We start from the raw sequence: 14,969 nt of genomic DNA, 5'->3' as shown, positions 1-14,969 counted from the left end.
GTCGGGGGATCTTGATCAAGCGTTATTGCAGGCGGGGGGAGGTCTTGCACAGGAGGCGGTGAGGGCATATCCGGGAGGGGCGATTAGCATCGCCCCGTCCGTTGCATCGACTGGCGGTCAGCAGGTTGAAAAAACGCCCACCGATGAGCCATACATCCAGCGCATCAGTGAATTCCGACCGCTGATGCCCAGTTTGATCGCCGCACGGCGCTGGTAACTGCCAACGGTATTGACCTTGAGTGCGAGCCGCTCGGCCTGCTCAAGCGCGGTATGCCCGGCGAGCAGTCCTACGCAGACCTGGGTTTCGCGTTCGGACAACGTCAGTCCTGTTTCGCGCAGCCGTTCCTGAAAGCGCTTTTCAATGCTTTCCGGCTTTTTATGCTCGATACCGGGCATTGACAATTGCAAGGCGTTGACGTGTTTTTCAAGTATCGAAAACAGTAATGGGGAAATGTCGCCTAGCTGTCGGCGTTCCTTTTCTGAAAATTCATGCGCGGGGAGCGCCCGAAATACGGTTATTTTACAACTAAAGCTTTCCGAGGCCCGATCAGGGTAAAGATGAATCGAGTCACTGAGCAACAGCGTGCCCCGTGAAGACGTCACGGTCTCGTTAAAGACCGTTGGTGCAGAGACAGGCGGGCTTTGCCAGGGCTGTGGCAGGGAGGAAAGGTGCGTGGCATCTACCGCAAGCTGAGTGTCGATGAGCTTGTGGAACATGCTGGAAAAATTCCCGCTACCGATGCTGGCTATGGCCCTGCCAATCTGCGGAAGTAGTGTATGAGGCATTTAGTCATCCATGAGTTTAAAACTGCTGACAATGTCATAGACGCTGTAAGCACGGCGCGGTCACATCAACTTGGTCGTTGGCGTGTCCGGTGCGAGCGCAGCGTTAGATGCCCGCTAGAGCATCTCTAGTGGAGTACAGCAAAGAGTATCGTCCTGAGGTTACCTAAATACTTCACTATCAGAAAGAGTGATTATCGTTGGTCGGACGACGGGCAAGGAGGTTGGAGAAGGGGGCAGGCTTAACAGTGTTAATGGGGTGCTGTCTGATGTTGTTACGGGAAGTAGGAGTGAACAAGATCCCCGCGCATGTGCCTGTAAAAGTCGCGACATGGCGGGGAATACTGTTCGGATAGCGTCTATTTTCCGATCATGAACCGGGTGACCAGACGCGTAAGCCGTCCGTAAGGTGCTGAGACCTTGTCGGACATGTTGAAACGACCAAGTTTGAGAACACCGCGGGCGTGGGACAGACGAACGAAGCCCTCGTAGCCGTGATAGGCCCCGGTGCCGCTGTCGCCGACGCCACCGAAGGGCAGGTCATCCTGAGTCGCATGCAGCATGGTGCCATTGATGGTCACGCCGCCGGATTGCGTGCGGTTCAGCAACCGGTCCACAGACGGCTGATCGTTGGAAAAGCAATACAGGGCCAGCGGTGCCGGACGAGCGTTGATAAAGGCGATGGCTTCATCCAGAGAGTCATACGCGAGGATCGGCAGCAATGGCCCGAAAATCTCTTCGCACATGACATCTGCTTTCAGGGACACCTGAGTGAATGCCATCGGTGCGATCTTGCGTTCGCCCACCGTTGCAGGCGCATTGTGTTGCCACGCCTTGGCCCCCGTCGCGACGGCCTGACTGGCCATCGCCATAAGCCGGTCATAGTGGCGTTGGGAGATAATCGAGGTGTAGTCCGGATTGCCATCGAGGGTCGGGTAAAGTTTTTTTGCCGCAGCCAGCCACTCGCTGGCGAAGCTGTCCACCTGTTCGCGCGGGACGAGGACATAGTCAGGCGCTACGCAGGTCTGACCGGCGTTGAACAGTTTGCCGATAGCGATCATCCGCGCGGCTTTGGTGATCGAAAAGTCGTCGCACACTACCACTGGCGACTTGCCGCCCAGCTCCAGTGTGACCGGTGTCAGATTGCGTGCGGCCGCCGCCATCACTTGGCGACCTACGTGGGTTGAACCGGTAAACAGCAGATGATCAAAAGGCAGCTCACTGAACTGGCTCGCCAGCGAGGCGTCGCCAGTGACCACGACAACCTGCTTGGCGGGGAACGTTTCGCCCAGCAACTGCTTGAGCAGCCCGGAGGTCCGGGGTGTCAGTTCCGAAGGCTTGATCATCACCCGGTTACCCGCAGCCAGCGCCTCTATCAAGGGCACCAGCGTCAGCGTCAGCGGATAGTTCCACGGAGCCAGAATGCCGACGACGCCCAGCGGCTGATAAACCACCCGCGCCGTGGCGGGCCTGAAAACCATACCCGCCTTGCGCCGGGAGGGGCGCATCCATGCCTTGAGGTGCGAGCGAATGTGCTTGATGCCGTTGATCACCGGCATCAATTCACCGAGCCGGGTTTCGTCGAACGAGCGGTTGCCGAAGTCTGCGCTGACCGCCTCGAGCAACCTGTCCTGATTATCGCTGACCATACGCAGCACGGCGTTGAGGTCTGCGATTCGCTGATCGTAGGAAGGCGCGCCTTGAGCACGGAATGCAGCCTGCTGCGCCTCGAACAGCTCGATTAGCCCGGCAGCGTGTAACGTCGTATCTGGCGGAACCCTGGCGGGTTGATTCATGACGCTGCTCCTGTGGCTGCGTTGTTTTTTATAGTGGCTGCATGACAGCAATGGAACCTGCCATAAGAGCAGGCGCTTCAGCAGTGGTGTGTCTATTTCCTGGCTCACGTCACCGTATAGCACTCTGACCGACCGATGGAGGGGTGATCCGGCCGGTTAAAGTGGCCAGAACGGTCAACCTGCATGGCGATCATTGCTCGCCATGCTCGGGCTCGGACGCCAGACGATCCAGATGACTGACAATCATCGCCGCCACCATCGCACAGGTTTTCGCTGGCTCCAGCGGTTCGTCGAACAACAACTCGATGGTCGCGTGAATCATTTCCACCGCGACGCGGGCAACCATGGCGATGCGTTCGGGATCCGCGTCCGGAAAAGCACTGCCAATAATTGCAGCCTGGGCTTGGGAAACCCTGCGGTGCGAGTCGAGCCGCACATGTTCCAGAGCGGGAACCGCCCTCAGCGCCTTGAGCGTCCACATGCCACCCAGTGTGGCGTCAGTGACCCGGTATGTATCCAGGATCAGCTCGGCAAGCGCCTGTTCCAGCGCCTGCGGCGTGCCTGCAATCAGCTCGGGGGTGATCCAGTGATCGATCCGCTCGTTCTGTTTCTCGAGCAGGCGTTCACCCAGCACCGTCAGCAACGCGTACTTGTTGGGGAAATAGCGATACAGCGCGGGCGGCGTAAGGCCGGCCCGTTCGCATACCAGGTTGGTCGACAAGCGCTCTATGCCGACCTCGCACAAAGTGTTTGCCGTGGCGACCAGAATGCGTTCGTAGGTTTCGGTAGCGCGTTGCTGCGCGGGCAGCTTCTTGCGTTCACCGCTTTTCCCGGCGCTCTGCTCGGGGTGGATGTCGGTTTTCAGCCTGGCCATAAGTACCTTTCGGGAAGAGTGGGGCGCCAGCATGACGATCAAAAAAACAGTTGCCGCACGATAAAATGATAGCTATAACTATCGTGTAGCGATGACTATCATAACTGAAGCGTCGTTATTGTGACGGTCTGTCAAAACAAAAAAATAAAAAAGGTGACGCGATGAACGTACGGCAGTGGTTTTTCCTCTCTTCGGTTCTAATGTGCTCCACCGGCATTCATGCTGCTGCCGGTCCGCTTGAGGCCAAGGGGCTCTGGCTGACGGCGGAAAAGGATGCAGTGGTCAGGCTTGACGACTGCGCAGACAAGGCCGGCGCTATCTGCGGGCAGATTGTCTGGGTCAAGGATGCGGCCTCGACATCGAGTGACTGCGGCGTACAGATTCTGCAGTTGACCCGCTACGACCAGGACGCCTGGCGCGATGGCTGGGTGTACGACCCCCGTGATCAGAAAAAATATAAGGGCGCCGTTCGAGTCAAGGATGGACGCCTCAATGTAAGGGCTTTTGTCGGCACCGAAGTTCTCGGCAAGACAGAGCAATTCGAGCGAATCGCAACACTGCCTCCTGCCCCGGTTTGCAAATCGTAAATCCGGCCCTTTAGCGTGGGAGAGAATCATGCGCACTTATACGACCTGTTATGTAATGGCTGCAGCCCTGTGCTCCGCAGCAGGCCCGACGCTGGCCATCGCCGATGAAATGTCGAGCTACGCCGTGGATGTTACCGCCAAGGTCAGCTCGGACATTCGTACCCGCGGGATTTCCGATTCGCTGAATCGGCCCGGGGCCAAAGTGACCATTCAGGTCGCCCATGAAACAGGCCTGGTGGCGCTGGCCGAATTTACCACGGTCAGCAAGAAGCAGTTTCTCGATGGCGACGGCGCAGGTGTACTGCTGGCTGGCGGCTATCGCTTCGGCGATCCGGATGCCTGGCACTACGGCGTCGGGCTTGCGGCCGAGATGTTTCCGGGGGCTCAGTTCAAGGCACCGAACCGGTTCGATTTCGAGACGTTCACGCCAGGTGAAGAGCACTCGACAAATTACAACAGTCAATTCGCCGTGCTTGAAATCGGTTACGGCGCGCTCGAAGGGCGAATCGCCCGGGTGCTCTCGAAAAACTATCGGGGTGCCAACAGCGGCGGGGTATGTGGCGCGCAACTGCAGTTCCGCGATGACCCGACCAAAGGCCTCGATTGTTATGCCAAGGGTGACCGCAACTCCCGGGGCAGCATGCTCTATGACCTCGACTACAAATACGCGCTGGGCATCAACACCAACTTGAAGCTGCACGCCGGCTACCAACAGATCGAAAACTTCTCCGAGGCCGACTTTGCCGATTATGGCGCAGGTCTGGTCCATCACTGGTGGGGTTTCGACTGGGGGCTCGACTGGGTAACGACCAGGACCAGGGCGCGCGAGCTGTATATGGCCGAGGACGACGGACATGTGCGCACTACGGACGGCAGCCGCTGGGTAGCGTCGATTTCCCGCACATTCTGAGTAGACCTTTATGACTTCGCTTTTCATTTCCCGGACGCCTGAGGCGGCTACCGGTCTGGAGCAACTCGTCCTCGCGATCGACCTGGGAACGTCCGGCTGCAAGTGCGCTCTGGTCTCCATGGAGGGCGACATCCGCGCCTGGGCGTTTCACGGTGTGCCGTTGCACGTCAGTGGTCTGAGTGCCGAGCAGGAACCCGAGGACTGGTGGAACGCGTTTCTGCTCGGTGCCCACGAATTGCTGGCAGCCGACCCGCTCAGGCGTCGTCAGGTCGTGGCCGTGTGTTGTTCGACGCAAAGCGAAGGCACAGTCTGTGTCGACCGCGAGGGGGCCGCGATCGGCCGGGCGCTGCTGTGGCTGGATAAACGCGGCGCCGACTCGATCAAAAAACGCATGGGCGGAGGCTGGTGCAATCTGGGTGGCTACGGGCCGCTCAAACTCTGGAAATCGCTGCGACTGACCGGCGGTGTAGCGTCACTGTCCGGCATGGACTCGGCCGGGCACATGGCCTACATCCTTGACCACGACCCGGCAAGGTATGACAAGACGCACAAGTTTCTGAATGTGCTCGACTATATGAACATGCGCTTGTCGGGGCGTTTCTGCGCCACGGGTGACTCGATGCTGACCGCCTGGGTGACCGACAATCGCGATCCTCATCACATCCGTTACGACGACAGCCTGATCAGGGCACTGGGTATCGACGCAGGCAAACTGCCTGAACTGGTGGGCTCGACAGACGTCATCGGCACCTTGAAGCCCGAGCTCGCCGATGCCCTGGGGCTGCTTCGATCCACACCTGTGGTCGCGGGTGCCGTGGACACCTCGGCCGTGGCCGTTGGTGCCACCGTACGCGACTTCGCTCCGCATCTTTATCTGGGCACCTCGTCGTGGGTCGGCGCTCACGTGCCGTTCAAGAAATCCAGTGTCCGTCATCACATCGCTGCGGTACCCAGTGCGGTCAAGGGCCGCTATCTGGCGATGGCAATGCAATCGGCTGCGGGCGCCAATCTGTCGTTTCTGCGCGACAAGGTGCTGTATCACCCGGACGAGCTGTTGAGCGATGAGCAGCAACCGGATGTGTATGCCTTGCTGGACCGCATCGCCGCCCGAGTGCCACCGGGGTCGCGGGGGCTGATCTACACGCCATGGCTGTGTGGCGAGCGCTCTCCGGTAGGTGATCCGAGCCTGCGTGCCGGCCTGATCAACCTGAAACTCGAGCATTCGCGGGAAGACATCATCCGGGCGTTCATGGAGGGCGTTGCGCATAACACGCGCTGGATGCTGGAACCGTTCTCGCAGTTTATCGGCCAGTCGCGCGGAGCCATCGTCGCCACGGGCGGCGGAGCGCAATCGGATGTGTGGTGCCAGATCATGGCTGATGTCTGCGGGCGGGTCATTCAGCAACCGCATAACCCGATTCAGACCAATGCACGCGGCGCCGCCTTCATTGCCGCAGTAGCCCTCGAAAAACTGCAGTTCAACGATCTGCCGGCCCTGCAACGGCAGCATCGGCTGTACGAACCCTCTGAATCCACCCGCAACCTGTATGACGACCGCTTTGCCACGTTCAAGGAAGTCCGCAAACGCCTGGCGCCGCTCTATCGCAGGTTGAACCCATCGCAGGAGACGACACCATGAGCAATGTTCAACAGCAGATCGTCGACCTGTCGCGGCATCTGTCACGCCGCGGCTTCTTTGCCGCAACCGGCGGCAACCTTGCGCTGCGTATCGACGCGTTGCACATCGCGGTCACTCCGTCGGCCACCGACTACTTCAGCATGCGGCCAGAGGACGTCTGCGTATTGCGACTCAAGGACCTCAAGCAGCTGTCGGGCGAACGTTCGCCCTCGGTTGAAAGCGAGCTGCACGCGAAAGTCCTGCGCAGTCGCCCGGACGTCAATTGCAGCATCCATACCCATCAACCACTGGCCAGCGCCTGCACATTGTTCGGCAAATCGCTGGACGTACCTTACCCGCCGCTATGGCAATCGCTGGGGCGGCGGATTCAGTTGGTGGGTTATGCGCCGTCCGGTTCCGGCTGGCTGGCGGGCAAGCTGGAAAAGGCCATCCGGCCTGACCAAAACGCCTACCTGATGCGCAATCACGGCGTTCTTTGCTGTGGGGCGGACATAGAAGCCACCCTGAAGCGCCTGGAAGACCTGGAAACATTCTGCCGTGACCATCTTCTCAACCAGATCAAAGCCAACAGCCGTGGCAAACCCGAATCACGCGTTGCGATAGCACGCCTGATCGACGCGTTGACCAGTGCCGGCTCGCACGCCCTCAGCCCTCAGACTTTTACAGAGACTCAATCATGAACAGACCTCTCGATCCTGCCAACCTCCCTGACATTCCCGCGTCGGCCGTATCGCAATGGCCCGATGTCGATTCACTCTATCGCCGCTTCGATGAACTGGTAAAACAGCCGATTCGCCCGATCAAGCGCGATGCGATGAACAAGGTCATGGGCTATTTCGACGAGCGCTGCCAGGGCTCGAAGCGGCTTTCCGAGGCTGCCAAAAAGGTCATACCGGGAGGCGTGCAACACAACCTGGCGTTCAACTATCCGTTTCCGCTGGCCTTCGCCCAGGCCCACGGTGCGCACCTGACCGATGTCGATGGCAATCGCTACACCGACTTTCTACAGGCAGGTGGCCCGACGTTGCTGGGCTCCAATCACCCGGCCATTCGCGAACAGGTTGACCGGATTCTCGATGAATGCGGGCCGGTGACCGGCTTGCTGCACGAGTACGAGGTCAAACTGGCGGAACTGGTCTGCGAATTGATGCCGGGTGTCGACATGCTGCGCTTGCTGGGCTCGGGCACCGAGGCGGTCATGGCCGCGGTTCGCCTGGCCCGTGCCTACACCCGCAAGAAATGGGTGATCAAAATCGGCGGCGCCTATCACGGCTGGAGCGACCAGCTTGTCTATGGCATGCGTTTGCCGGGTACCGGCCGCATGGAAGCGGTGGGAATCCCGCGAGGCGCCACCGCGAACACTCAGGAGAGCCCGCCCAACAATCTCGATGCATTGCGCCGCAGGCTGCAAATCAATCGCCTGCGTGGTGGCACCGCAGCCATTATGGTCGAACCTTTTGGCCCGGAAAGCGGCACGCGTCCGGTACACGCGGACTTCAACCGGCAACTGCGGGCGCTGTGCAACGAATTCGATGCCCTGCTTATCTTTGACGAAGTGGTGACCGGGTTTCGCGCCGGTCTTGGCGGCGCGCAGGCGTATTTCAATGTCATGCCGGACATTACGGTACTGGGTAAATGCCTGACCGGGGGCTATCCCATGGCGGGTGCCATTGGCGGCCGCCGGGACGTGATGCAATTGCTTGCCGGTGGCATCGGCACCTCTTCGCGACGGGCGTTCGTCGGCGGCACGCTGTCGGCCAATCCGTTGTCATGCGTCGCCGGTTATTACGCGCTGATCGAAGCCCGCCGCCTGAACGCGCCGGCGCTGGCGGGCAGGGCGGGCGACCGCATGCGCGCTGGCCTGGAAGAGATCATCAATCGACGCGGCTTGCCCTATGTGGCTTACAACATGGGCTCAATTGTTCATCTGCAGACGTCCGGCGTCCTGCTGCTCGATACCGGCAACCCGCTCAAGCTGCTGAGGGCGCGCAATGAAGCCAAGACCCGCAAGCACATGATGGAAGAGATGGGCGCCGCGTATACCGCTCACGGTCTGATCACGCTGGCTGGCAGCCGTTTGTACACCAGCCTGGCTGACACCGACGACGTCATCGACGATGCGCTCGAACGCTTCGACACTGTCTTCCAACTGGTGTGAGGTGAGCAGCATGCGCGATTCACTTCGACAGCAGTGGTTTGATCTGCGTGAACGCCTGATGGGTCAGGTGGACTCGCACAGCAGTGTTTCGTTGCGCTTGCCGGGCGAGCAGAGCATGTGGCTGGGCAAACTCGACGACCTGGCGCCGCAGATTGTGGATTGCAACCACGCGGCAGCGGGCGATGGCCAGACGCACGCGGCGATCTACCGGGCCCGTGCTGACGTCGGCGCCATCCTGCTCGGCGGCGGTGCCTTTGCCAAAAGCCTGGTGGATTTTGGCGGAGTCCTGCCGATTCTATTTGATGAGCAGGCACGCCATATAGGCCATATGGCTGCGCCCGCCAGTTCTGTGCAACCGTTGCCGCGCCTGTTGAAGCGCGGAGGCAATGCTGCGGTGATCGACAGCACCCCGGTGGTCATGGGCACTACAGGAGCGCGAATGGTCCTCAACGCAGAGTTGTTCGAGAAATGCGCCAAGGCCTACACGCTGGCCAAGGCATGCGGTACGCACCTCACGCTACTGCCTTGGTGGGTGGTGCTGGTGGCCAACGGAAGGCTGATGAAAGACGAGAAGCGGGCGGCGCTCTGTTTTGCCGAAGGCCGGATTCCACCCGAAACCCGCGGTTACTGAAACTTCCGAAGAGGCGCATGCCATGCAAACGTCGTCCGCTGTAACCCGCAGGCACCTGAGTGCCGCCTTGGCACTGGGCTCTGTCGCGGTGCTGATGGTAGGGCTGCAACCATTGCTTCTTGGCGAGTTACTGGCGCAAGACCACGTATCGCTGGAAGGTGTCGGGCTGGTCGCGATGGGTGAAATTGTCGCGTTGGGGCTCGGAGTGGTGCTGGGTGACCTGCTGCGATCGATGCTCAACCTGCGCCTGCTGACGGTCATCGCCATCCTGTGCGCGGCCGGAATGGATCTGGTCACGGCCACTGTCAGCGGCGACGGGCCGTTGACCGCCGCACGTGCGCTGGCGGGGCTGGCCGAGGGCCTGCTGTTATGGGGCGCCGTCAGCCTTATCGTTCAAGGGCCTGCGCCAGACCGGGTGGCAGGTGTGTTCATGGTCATCCAGACTCTGGCCCAGGCACTGATGGCCGCAGCGCTCGCGTACCTGATACTGCCTGATCGGAGTGTCCATGCAGGATTCGTGTTTCTGGGAATACTGACCGCAAGCTCAGTGCTGTTCGTTGCCTGGTTACCCGGACGCTTGCCGCAGCAGCCTGACAGGCAGCCGGAGACAACGGGGTTCAAATGGAATCTGAAGCAAGTGCTGCTGTTGGTGCTGGTGTTCATGCAGCTCTCGGCCGTCGGCGGGCTGTGGGCGTATCTGGAACCGCTGGGTATTCACGCGGGGCTGGGCGCTCATGCCGCTCAGTTGCTGGTGTCCGCAATGTTGTTCATGCAGGTGCTGGGCGGCTGCCTGGGCATTCTGCTGGTACGCAGGGTGCCTGATTACTCGATGTTGGCCGCTGCCGCGTTTCTCCTGGCCGGCATTGCATTGGGCATGTACATAACAGCCGATCAGGGGGTAACCGTATTCCTGGGCCTGTGCGCATTGTTTGCCCTGATCTACCTGATGCTCACGCCGTTTCAGGTGCGCATCGCGCTGCAAATCGATCCATCGGGACGCATCGCAGGGCTCATTCCGGGCATGCAACTGCTGGGCTGCGCCTTCGGACCGCTGCTGGCGTCGCAGTGGGTATCGGGCGACAACGCTCAACCGGTGCTGCTGGTCAGCGTCTGGCTGTCGGTAACGGCCTTGTGCCTGATCGCGCTGCTGCACCGGCGGGCAGTTGATAGAAGGGTTGGGGTTGTGGGCGGGGTTTGATTGGCGGTGTACGTCACAGTAACGTCTCCGATGCTGGCAGGCTTTGTCTCGGAAAACGTACAAACAGGACACGCAGGGCGCCTTTTCAGCGCTCATTTGCCGTCCAGGTGAATCACCCGGATGCAGCGCGGATCAACGTGTTGCGGGCTGATAACCCCGATTTCACGCAGTGGCGATGGGCTTTTTGAAAAAAAGAGCGTGGACTCGGGATATAACACTAATTAGAATCAGTCTCATTTGGCGCATCCCATCGCTCAAGGCTTTTGACATGACTGAAGCAGCGACGCTATCACAGCAGACCTTGCATTCCCTGTACCGCGATCATCATGGCTGGCTGGAAAGCTGGCTGCGCAGACGCATGGGCAATGCCTGGGATGCTGCGGACCTGAGTCAGGATACGTTCCTGCGCGTGCTCTCCAGCTCCCAGCAGATCGCCGACATGCAGGAGCCGCGTGCCTATCTGCTGACAGTGGGCAAGCGCCTGCTCAGTAACTTCTACACACGCCGCAGCCTTGAACAGGCTTACCTGGAAGCCCTGGCGCAGTTGCCTGAAGAAAGCGTGCCGTCCCCGGAGCAGCGCTGGCTGCTGCTGGAGACCCTGCAGGCGCTGGACGAACTGCTCGATGGCTTGTCGGCAGTGGTGCGGCGGGCGTTTCTCTGGAGTCAGCTCGAGGGGCTGGGCTATCGGGAAATCGCCGAACGCCTGAGCGTTTCCGAACGCACCGTCAAACGCTATATGGCGCAAGCCTACGAACACTGTCTGCTGGTGGACTGGTGATTCGTCCGGCACCTTCGAACGAAGAACGCGAGGTCGTACGCAAAGCGGCGCAGTGGCTGGCGCTTCTCGAGTCCGGCGGTGCCAGCGATGAAGATCACGCCATGCTGCAACACTGGCGTGACAGCTCCGCCAGCCATGAACGCGCCTGGCAAAAGGCCCAACAGCTGCGTCAGCGTTTTTTCGGTCTGCCTGCCAACCTGGCCATGGCGACGCTGGATCGTCCTGACAAGGCCAGGCGCGCGACGCTGAAAAGAGCGCTGGGCGCCGTGACACTCGTCCCTGCTGTCTGGCTGCTGGGGCGTCAGTTGCCGCTGGATGTCTGGCGTGCCGACCTGCAAACCGCCGTCGGCGAGCACAAGCGCCTGTCGCTGGCCGATGGCAGCACTTTGCAACTCAATACCGACAGCGCGGTGAACGTCGATATGGGCGCGCGGCAAGTCACCCTTGTACGGGGCGAAATAGCCCTCAAGGTGCCTGGCAGCGCACCGCTGACCATCAACGGTCCTTACGGGCGCATCGTGGTCGGTCGGAGCGAAGTCTGTGTGCGTCTCAACGCCAGCGACTGCCGGGTCTCGGTGGTCAGCGGCACGGTGCAGCTTTATCCCTTGCGTGGGCCGGTGCTGACCTTGAATGCTCAGCAGCAGGTCACTCTGCAGCAGAGCGGCGTCAGTCCCGTGAGTGCCTTCGACGCCTTGCTGCCTGGCTGGCGCGACGATGTACTGACCGCACAGAACCAGTCGTTGGGCGATTTCCTTCGCGAGCTGGGTCGTTACCGTCCGGGCCTGCTGCGCTGGGAACCGGCGCTGGAAAACCTTCGGGTGACCGGCAGTTTCAGGCTCGACAATACCGACCGCGTGCTGTCGTTGCTGGCGGCCAGTCTGCCGGTGGAGGTGCAGATGCGCACCCGCTATTGGGTGACCCTGGTGCCTCGAAAAAATATTTCGACAAAAAATAGTGCGTAACGCTGTCCCTTTTTTTTGTCTCGCTGGTCATTCCAGGTAAGTGCACAAAAAATACGAGAGCTTCCCTCTATGTCCGCAGTGTCTTCCTACCGTTTGCGTCCACTTTTGCATTTCAGCCTGTTGCTGACGCTGAGTTCCAGCCCGTTGTTCATCTCGACCAGTTGGGCCGACACGGCGGGCAGACGCGCCTATGAGGTGCCGGCCGGCAGCCTGAGTGCCGCGCTCACCCGCTTTGCCGGACAGGCCGGGGTCAATCTGTCGGTAGACCCTGCGCTGGTGAACGGTCGAAACAGTTCGGGGCTGTCCGGCGAATTTGCGGTCGAAGAAGGTTTTGCGCGCCTGCTGCAAGGTTCCGGCCTGCAGCTGATGCCCGTCGGAGAGCAGGCTTACACGCTGATCCCGGCACCTGAAAGCGCCAGTGCAGGTTTGCAACTCGCGCCCACGTCGATCGTTGGTGACAGCGGGTTCACGGACGGTCAGGAATACGCGGGCGGTCAGGTAGCGCGCAAAGGCTCGCAAGGCATGCTGGGTTCGCGGGACTTCATGGAAACACCATTCAGCATGACCACCTACACCAAGGACGCGGTGAAGAACCAGCAGGCCCGCACCCTTGGCGATCTGATCGCCAGTGACCCGTCGGTGCGCGCCACCAACCCTGCAGGTGGACGTTACGAGCAGTTCACCATTCGCGGTTTCAGCCTGTTCAACAGTGACGTTTCCTACAACGGCCTGTACGGCATCCTGCCCACTTACACGATCGACATGGAAATGGCCGAACGGGTGGACATCCTCAAGGGGCCGAGCCAGTTGATCAACGGCATTTCGCCGCGAGGCAGTGTCGGTGGCGGGATCAACGTGGTCCCCAAACGCGCGACGGACAAACCGATCACCGAGCTCACTACCAGCTATGCCTCCAAGGGGCAGGTGGGTGCCGCAGTCGATGTCGCCCGTCGGTTTGGCGAGGACGACAAGTTCGGGATCCGCTTCAACGGTGTGAAGCAGTCCGGCGACACTGAGTGGGATCACCAGAGCGTCGATCGCGACATGGCTGTGCTGGGCCTGGATTTCCGCGGCGACCGGCTGCGTCTTTCGACGGACATCGGGCACACCGAACGCGACACCGATGCTCCGCAGGAACGCGTGCAGGTCGGTGCCAACGCGAAGGTGCCCAACGCCAACGATGTGCGCGACAACTATGCGCAGTCCTGGAGCAAGGCGCGTACCAAGGATACTTTCGGTGCAGTGAATGCCGAATACGACCTCAGCGACTCGGTGATGCTCTACGGCGGTGTCGGCGCGCGTAAAAGTAACCATGAGTTCCTGCGCCATGCGGTATCGGTCACCAACGACGCAGGCGACTTCAGCGTTCAGCCGCGAGATTTCACCCGTGACGAAAATGTTCGCACAGCCACTGCCGGTGCACGCAGCTGGTTCAACACCGGACCGGTCAGCCACGAGGTCAATCTGGCTGCCAGCTACTTCTACATGGACTTTGAAAACGGTGGTGCGCGCTACGCGGCCGCGCCAAGCAATCTCTACAACCCGGTCGACACGCCGACACCCTCGAACCCCACGCGGGCCGACTCCAAGGTCTATACCGAGAACCGCTTCAGCGGTGTGGCGCTGACCGACACGCTGGGATTCTTCGAGGACCGCCTGCTGCTGACACTCGGCGCGCGCTGGCAGCGTGTCAAGGTTGATGACTGGACCGATAACGTGAAGGGCGACACCGCGTACGACGAGGAAAAGGTCTCACCATCAGGCGGCATTCTGTACAAGGTCACCGATGATTTTTCGGTGTACGCCAACTACATGGAAGGCCTGAGTCAGGGCAAGATCGCTCCGTCTACCTCGGTGAACGAAGACCAGATCTTCCCGCCGTTCGTCAGCCGTCAGGTCGAGGTCGGCGCCAAGTATGACCTGGGGTCATTCGCTTTCACCGCCAGCGTATTCCGTATCAAGCAACCAGCCTACGAGACCAATACCGCCTCGCGTGTATTCGGCCCCAACGGCAAGCGCCGTAACGACGGTGTCGAACTGACCATGTTCGGTGAGCCGATGAAGGGTTTCCGTCTGCTCGGCGGGGTGATGTACATCGACAGCGAACTGACCAATACCGTCAACGGCACATTCGACGGCAACCGCGCACCGGCAACGCCCAAGTACAACGTCAATCTGGGCGCCGAATGGGACGTCCCGGGCGTCAACGGCCTGACCCTGACTGGACGGGGCATCTACACCGGTTCGCAGTATCTGGATCAGGCGAACAGCAAAAGCATCGATTCATCGGAGCGTTTCGACGTAGGGGCGCGGTATGCCTTCAAGGTCGATCAGAAGGACATCACCTTGCGGGCCAATGTCGAGAACGTGATGAACAAGTATTACTGGAGTTCGGCCGGCGCGTCGGATGACAGCGAGCCGGGGCTGACCCTGTCGACACCGCGCACCTATCTGTTGTCGGCCACTATCGGTTTCTGAGTCGATACGTGACGCCCAGGGAGGGGCTCACGTGTATATCGAACGACTGGCAGTCCTCATCGAGGGATAACCTGTGTGCAGTATTAAATAATTAACCTCAATACGGCGACACAAGCGTCTGTTATTTAAACAGGCTCTTTTGCCCTGTCGCCAGAATAAAAGTGCACACGTTGAA

The 14,969-nt window shown here is 60.2% G+C and carries 13 protein-coding genes; 10 read left to right on the top strand and 3 right to left on the bottom strand.

The features are described 5' to 3' along the window. Window positions 1-117: 117 nt before the first annotated feature. The 3 genes from JOE33_RS01300 to JOE33_RS01290 form a co-directional block, all read right to left on the bottom strand. Window positions 118-786, bottom strand: coding sequence for a LuxR C-terminal-related transcriptional regulator (locus tag JOE33_RS01300; RefSeq protein WP_187626037.1), 669 nt, complete (start codon window positions 784-786; stop codon window positions 118-120). Window positions 787-1,142: 356 nt separating this feature from the next. Next, a complete protein-coding gene (locus JOE33_RS01295; protein WP_187626036.1) occupies window positions 1,143-2,579 on the bottom strand; it encodes a coniferyl aldehyde dehydrogenase in 1,437 nt (478 codons plus the stop codon). Between the two features lie 190 nt (window positions 2,580-2,769). After that, window positions 2,770-3,453: a TetR/AcrR family transcriptional regulator gene (locus JOE33_RS01290; protein WP_010429254.1), complete on the bottom strand. Its 684-nt coding sequence runs from the start codon at window positions 3,451-3,453 to the stop codon at window positions 2,770-2,772. 161 nt (window positions 3,454-3,614) lie between these two features. Here JOE33_RS01290 and JOE33_RS01285 point away from each other — a divergent pair, with 161 nt between their 5' ends. From JOE33_RS01285 to JOE33_RS01240, 10 genes are all read left to right on the top strand, one after another. Continuing rightward, window positions 3,615-4,040, top strand: a complete 426-nt coding sequence (locus tag JOE33_RS01285; protein WP_010429252.1) for a DUF2147 domain-containing protein — start codon at window positions 3,615-3,617, stop codon at window positions 4,038-4,040. Between the two features lie 28 nt (window positions 4,041-4,068). After that, window positions 4,069-4,950 carry a TorF family putative porin gene (locus JOE33_RS01280; RefSeq protein ID WP_010429249.1) on the top strand — a complete coding sequence of 294 codons (882 nt, stop codon included), beginning with the start codon at window positions 4,069-4,071 and terminating at the stop codon, window positions 4,948-4,950. 10 nt (window positions 4,951-4,960) lie between these two features. Further along, window positions 4,961-6,589 carry an FGGY-family carbohydrate kinase gene (locus JOE33_RS01275; RefSeq protein ID WP_187626035.1) on the top strand — a complete coding sequence of 543 codons (1,629 nt, stop codon included), beginning with the start codon at window positions 4,961-4,963 and terminating at the stop codon, window positions 6,587-6,589. After that, entirely contained in the window at window positions 6,586-7,269 is a 684-nt protein-coding gene (locus JOE33_RS01270) for a class II aldolase/adducin family protein (protein WP_010429244.1), read from the top strand. Before JOE33_RS01275 ends, JOE33_RS01270 begins: the two co-directional genes overlap by 4 nt. After that, window positions 7,266-8,747: an aminotransferase class III-fold pyridoxal phosphate-dependent enzyme gene (locus JOE33_RS01265; protein WP_096125911.1), complete on the top strand. Its 1,482-nt coding sequence runs from the start codon at window positions 7,266-7,268 to the stop codon at window positions 8,745-8,747. The genes JOE33_RS01270 and JOE33_RS01265 overlap by 4 nt, the downstream gene beginning before the upstream one ends. A gap of 10 nt (window positions 8,748-8,757) precedes the next feature. Continuing rightward, window positions 8,758-9,378 (top strand): hypothetical protein, encoded by a 621-nt coding sequence (locus JOE33_RS01260; RefSeq protein ID WP_096125912.1) that lies wholly within the window; start codon window positions 8,758-8,760, stop codon window positions 9,376-9,378. Between the two features lie 22 nt (window positions 9,379-9,400). After that, entirely contained in the window at window positions 9,401-10,576 is a 1,176-nt protein-coding gene (locus JOE33_RS01255) for an MFS transporter (RefSeq protein ID WP_096125913.1), read from the top strand. A gap of 268 nt (window positions 10,577-10,844) precedes the next feature. Further along, window positions 10,845-11,354, top strand: coding sequence for a sigma-70 family RNA polymerase sigma factor (locus JOE33_RS01250; RefSeq protein ID WP_010429232.1), 510 nt, complete (start codon window positions 10,845-10,847; stop codon window positions 11,352-11,354). After that, entirely contained in the window at window positions 11,351-12,316 is a 966-nt protein-coding gene (locus JOE33_RS01245; protein ID WP_096102093.1) for a FecR family protein, read from the top strand. Before JOE33_RS01250 ends, JOE33_RS01245 begins: the two co-directional genes overlap by 4 nt. 69 nt (window positions 12,317-12,385) lie before the next feature. Next, on the top strand, window positions 12,386-14,794 hold the full coding sequence (locus tag JOE33_RS01240) for a TonB-dependent receptor (protein WP_187626034.1): 2,409 nt from the start codon (window positions 12,386-12,388) through the stop codon (window positions 14,792-14,794). Window positions 14,795-14,969: the final 175 nt, after the last annotated feature.

The organism is Pseudomonas sp. PvP027, assembly GCF_017833005.1.
In the GTDB taxonomy this organism is placed as follows: Bacteria; Pseudomonadota; Gammaproteobacteria; order Pseudomonadales; family Pseudomonadaceae; genus Aquipseudomonas; species Aquipseudomonas congelans.
This window is presented reverse-complemented; position numbering and strand designations above follow the sequence as displayed.

Excerpts from the sequence above, each read along its gene's own strand:
- JOE33_RS01270 (WP_010429244.1), top strand. The coding sequence starts at position 6,586 with ATGAGCAATGTTCAACAGCAGATCGTCGACCTGTCGCGGCATCTGTCA.
- JOE33_RS01240 (WP_187626034.1), top strand. The coding sequence starts at position 12,386 with ATGTCCGCAGTGTCTTCCTACCGTTTGCGTCCACTTTTGCATTTCAGC.
- JOE33_RS01275 (WP_187626035.1), top strand. The coding sequence starts at position 4,961 with ATGACTTCGCTTTTCATTTCCCGGACGCCTGAGGCGGCTACCGGTCTG.
- JOE33_RS01295 (WP_187626036.1), bottom strand. The coding sequence starts at position 2,579 with ATGAATCAACCCGCCAGGGTTCCGCCAGATACGACGTTACACGCTGCC.
- JOE33_RS01280 (WP_010429249.1), top strand. The coding sequence starts at position 4,069 with ATGCGCACTTATACGACCTGTTATGTAATGGCTGCAGCCCTGTGCTCC.
- JOE33_RS01255 (WP_096125913.1), top strand. The coding sequence starts at position 9,401 with ATGCAAACGTCGTCCGCTGTAACCCGCAGGCACCTGAGTGCCGCCTTG.
- JOE33_RS01260 (WP_096125912.1), top strand. The coding sequence starts at position 8,758 with ATGCGCGATTCACTTCGACAGCAGTGGTTTGATCTGCGTGAACGCCTG.
- JOE33_RS01250 (WP_010429232.1), top strand. The coding sequence starts at position 10,845 with ATGACTGAAGCAGCGACGCTATCACAGCAGACCTTGCATTCCCTGTAC.
- JOE33_RS01300 (WP_187626037.1), bottom strand. The coding sequence starts at position 786 with ATGCCTCATACACTACTTCCGCAGATTGGCAGGGCCATAGCCAGCATC.
- JOE33_RS01285 (WP_010429252.1), top strand. The coding sequence starts at position 3,615 with ATGAACGTACGGCAGTGGTTTTTCCTCTCTTCGGTTCTAATGTGCTCC.
- JOE33_RS01290 (WP_010429254.1), bottom strand. The coding sequence starts at position 3,453 with ATGGCCAGGCTGAAAACCGACATCCACCCCGAGCAGAGCGCCGGGAAA.
- JOE33_RS01265 (WP_096125911.1), top strand. The coding sequence starts at position 7,266 with ATGAACAGACCTCTCGATCCTGCCAACCTCCCTGACATTCCCGCGTCG.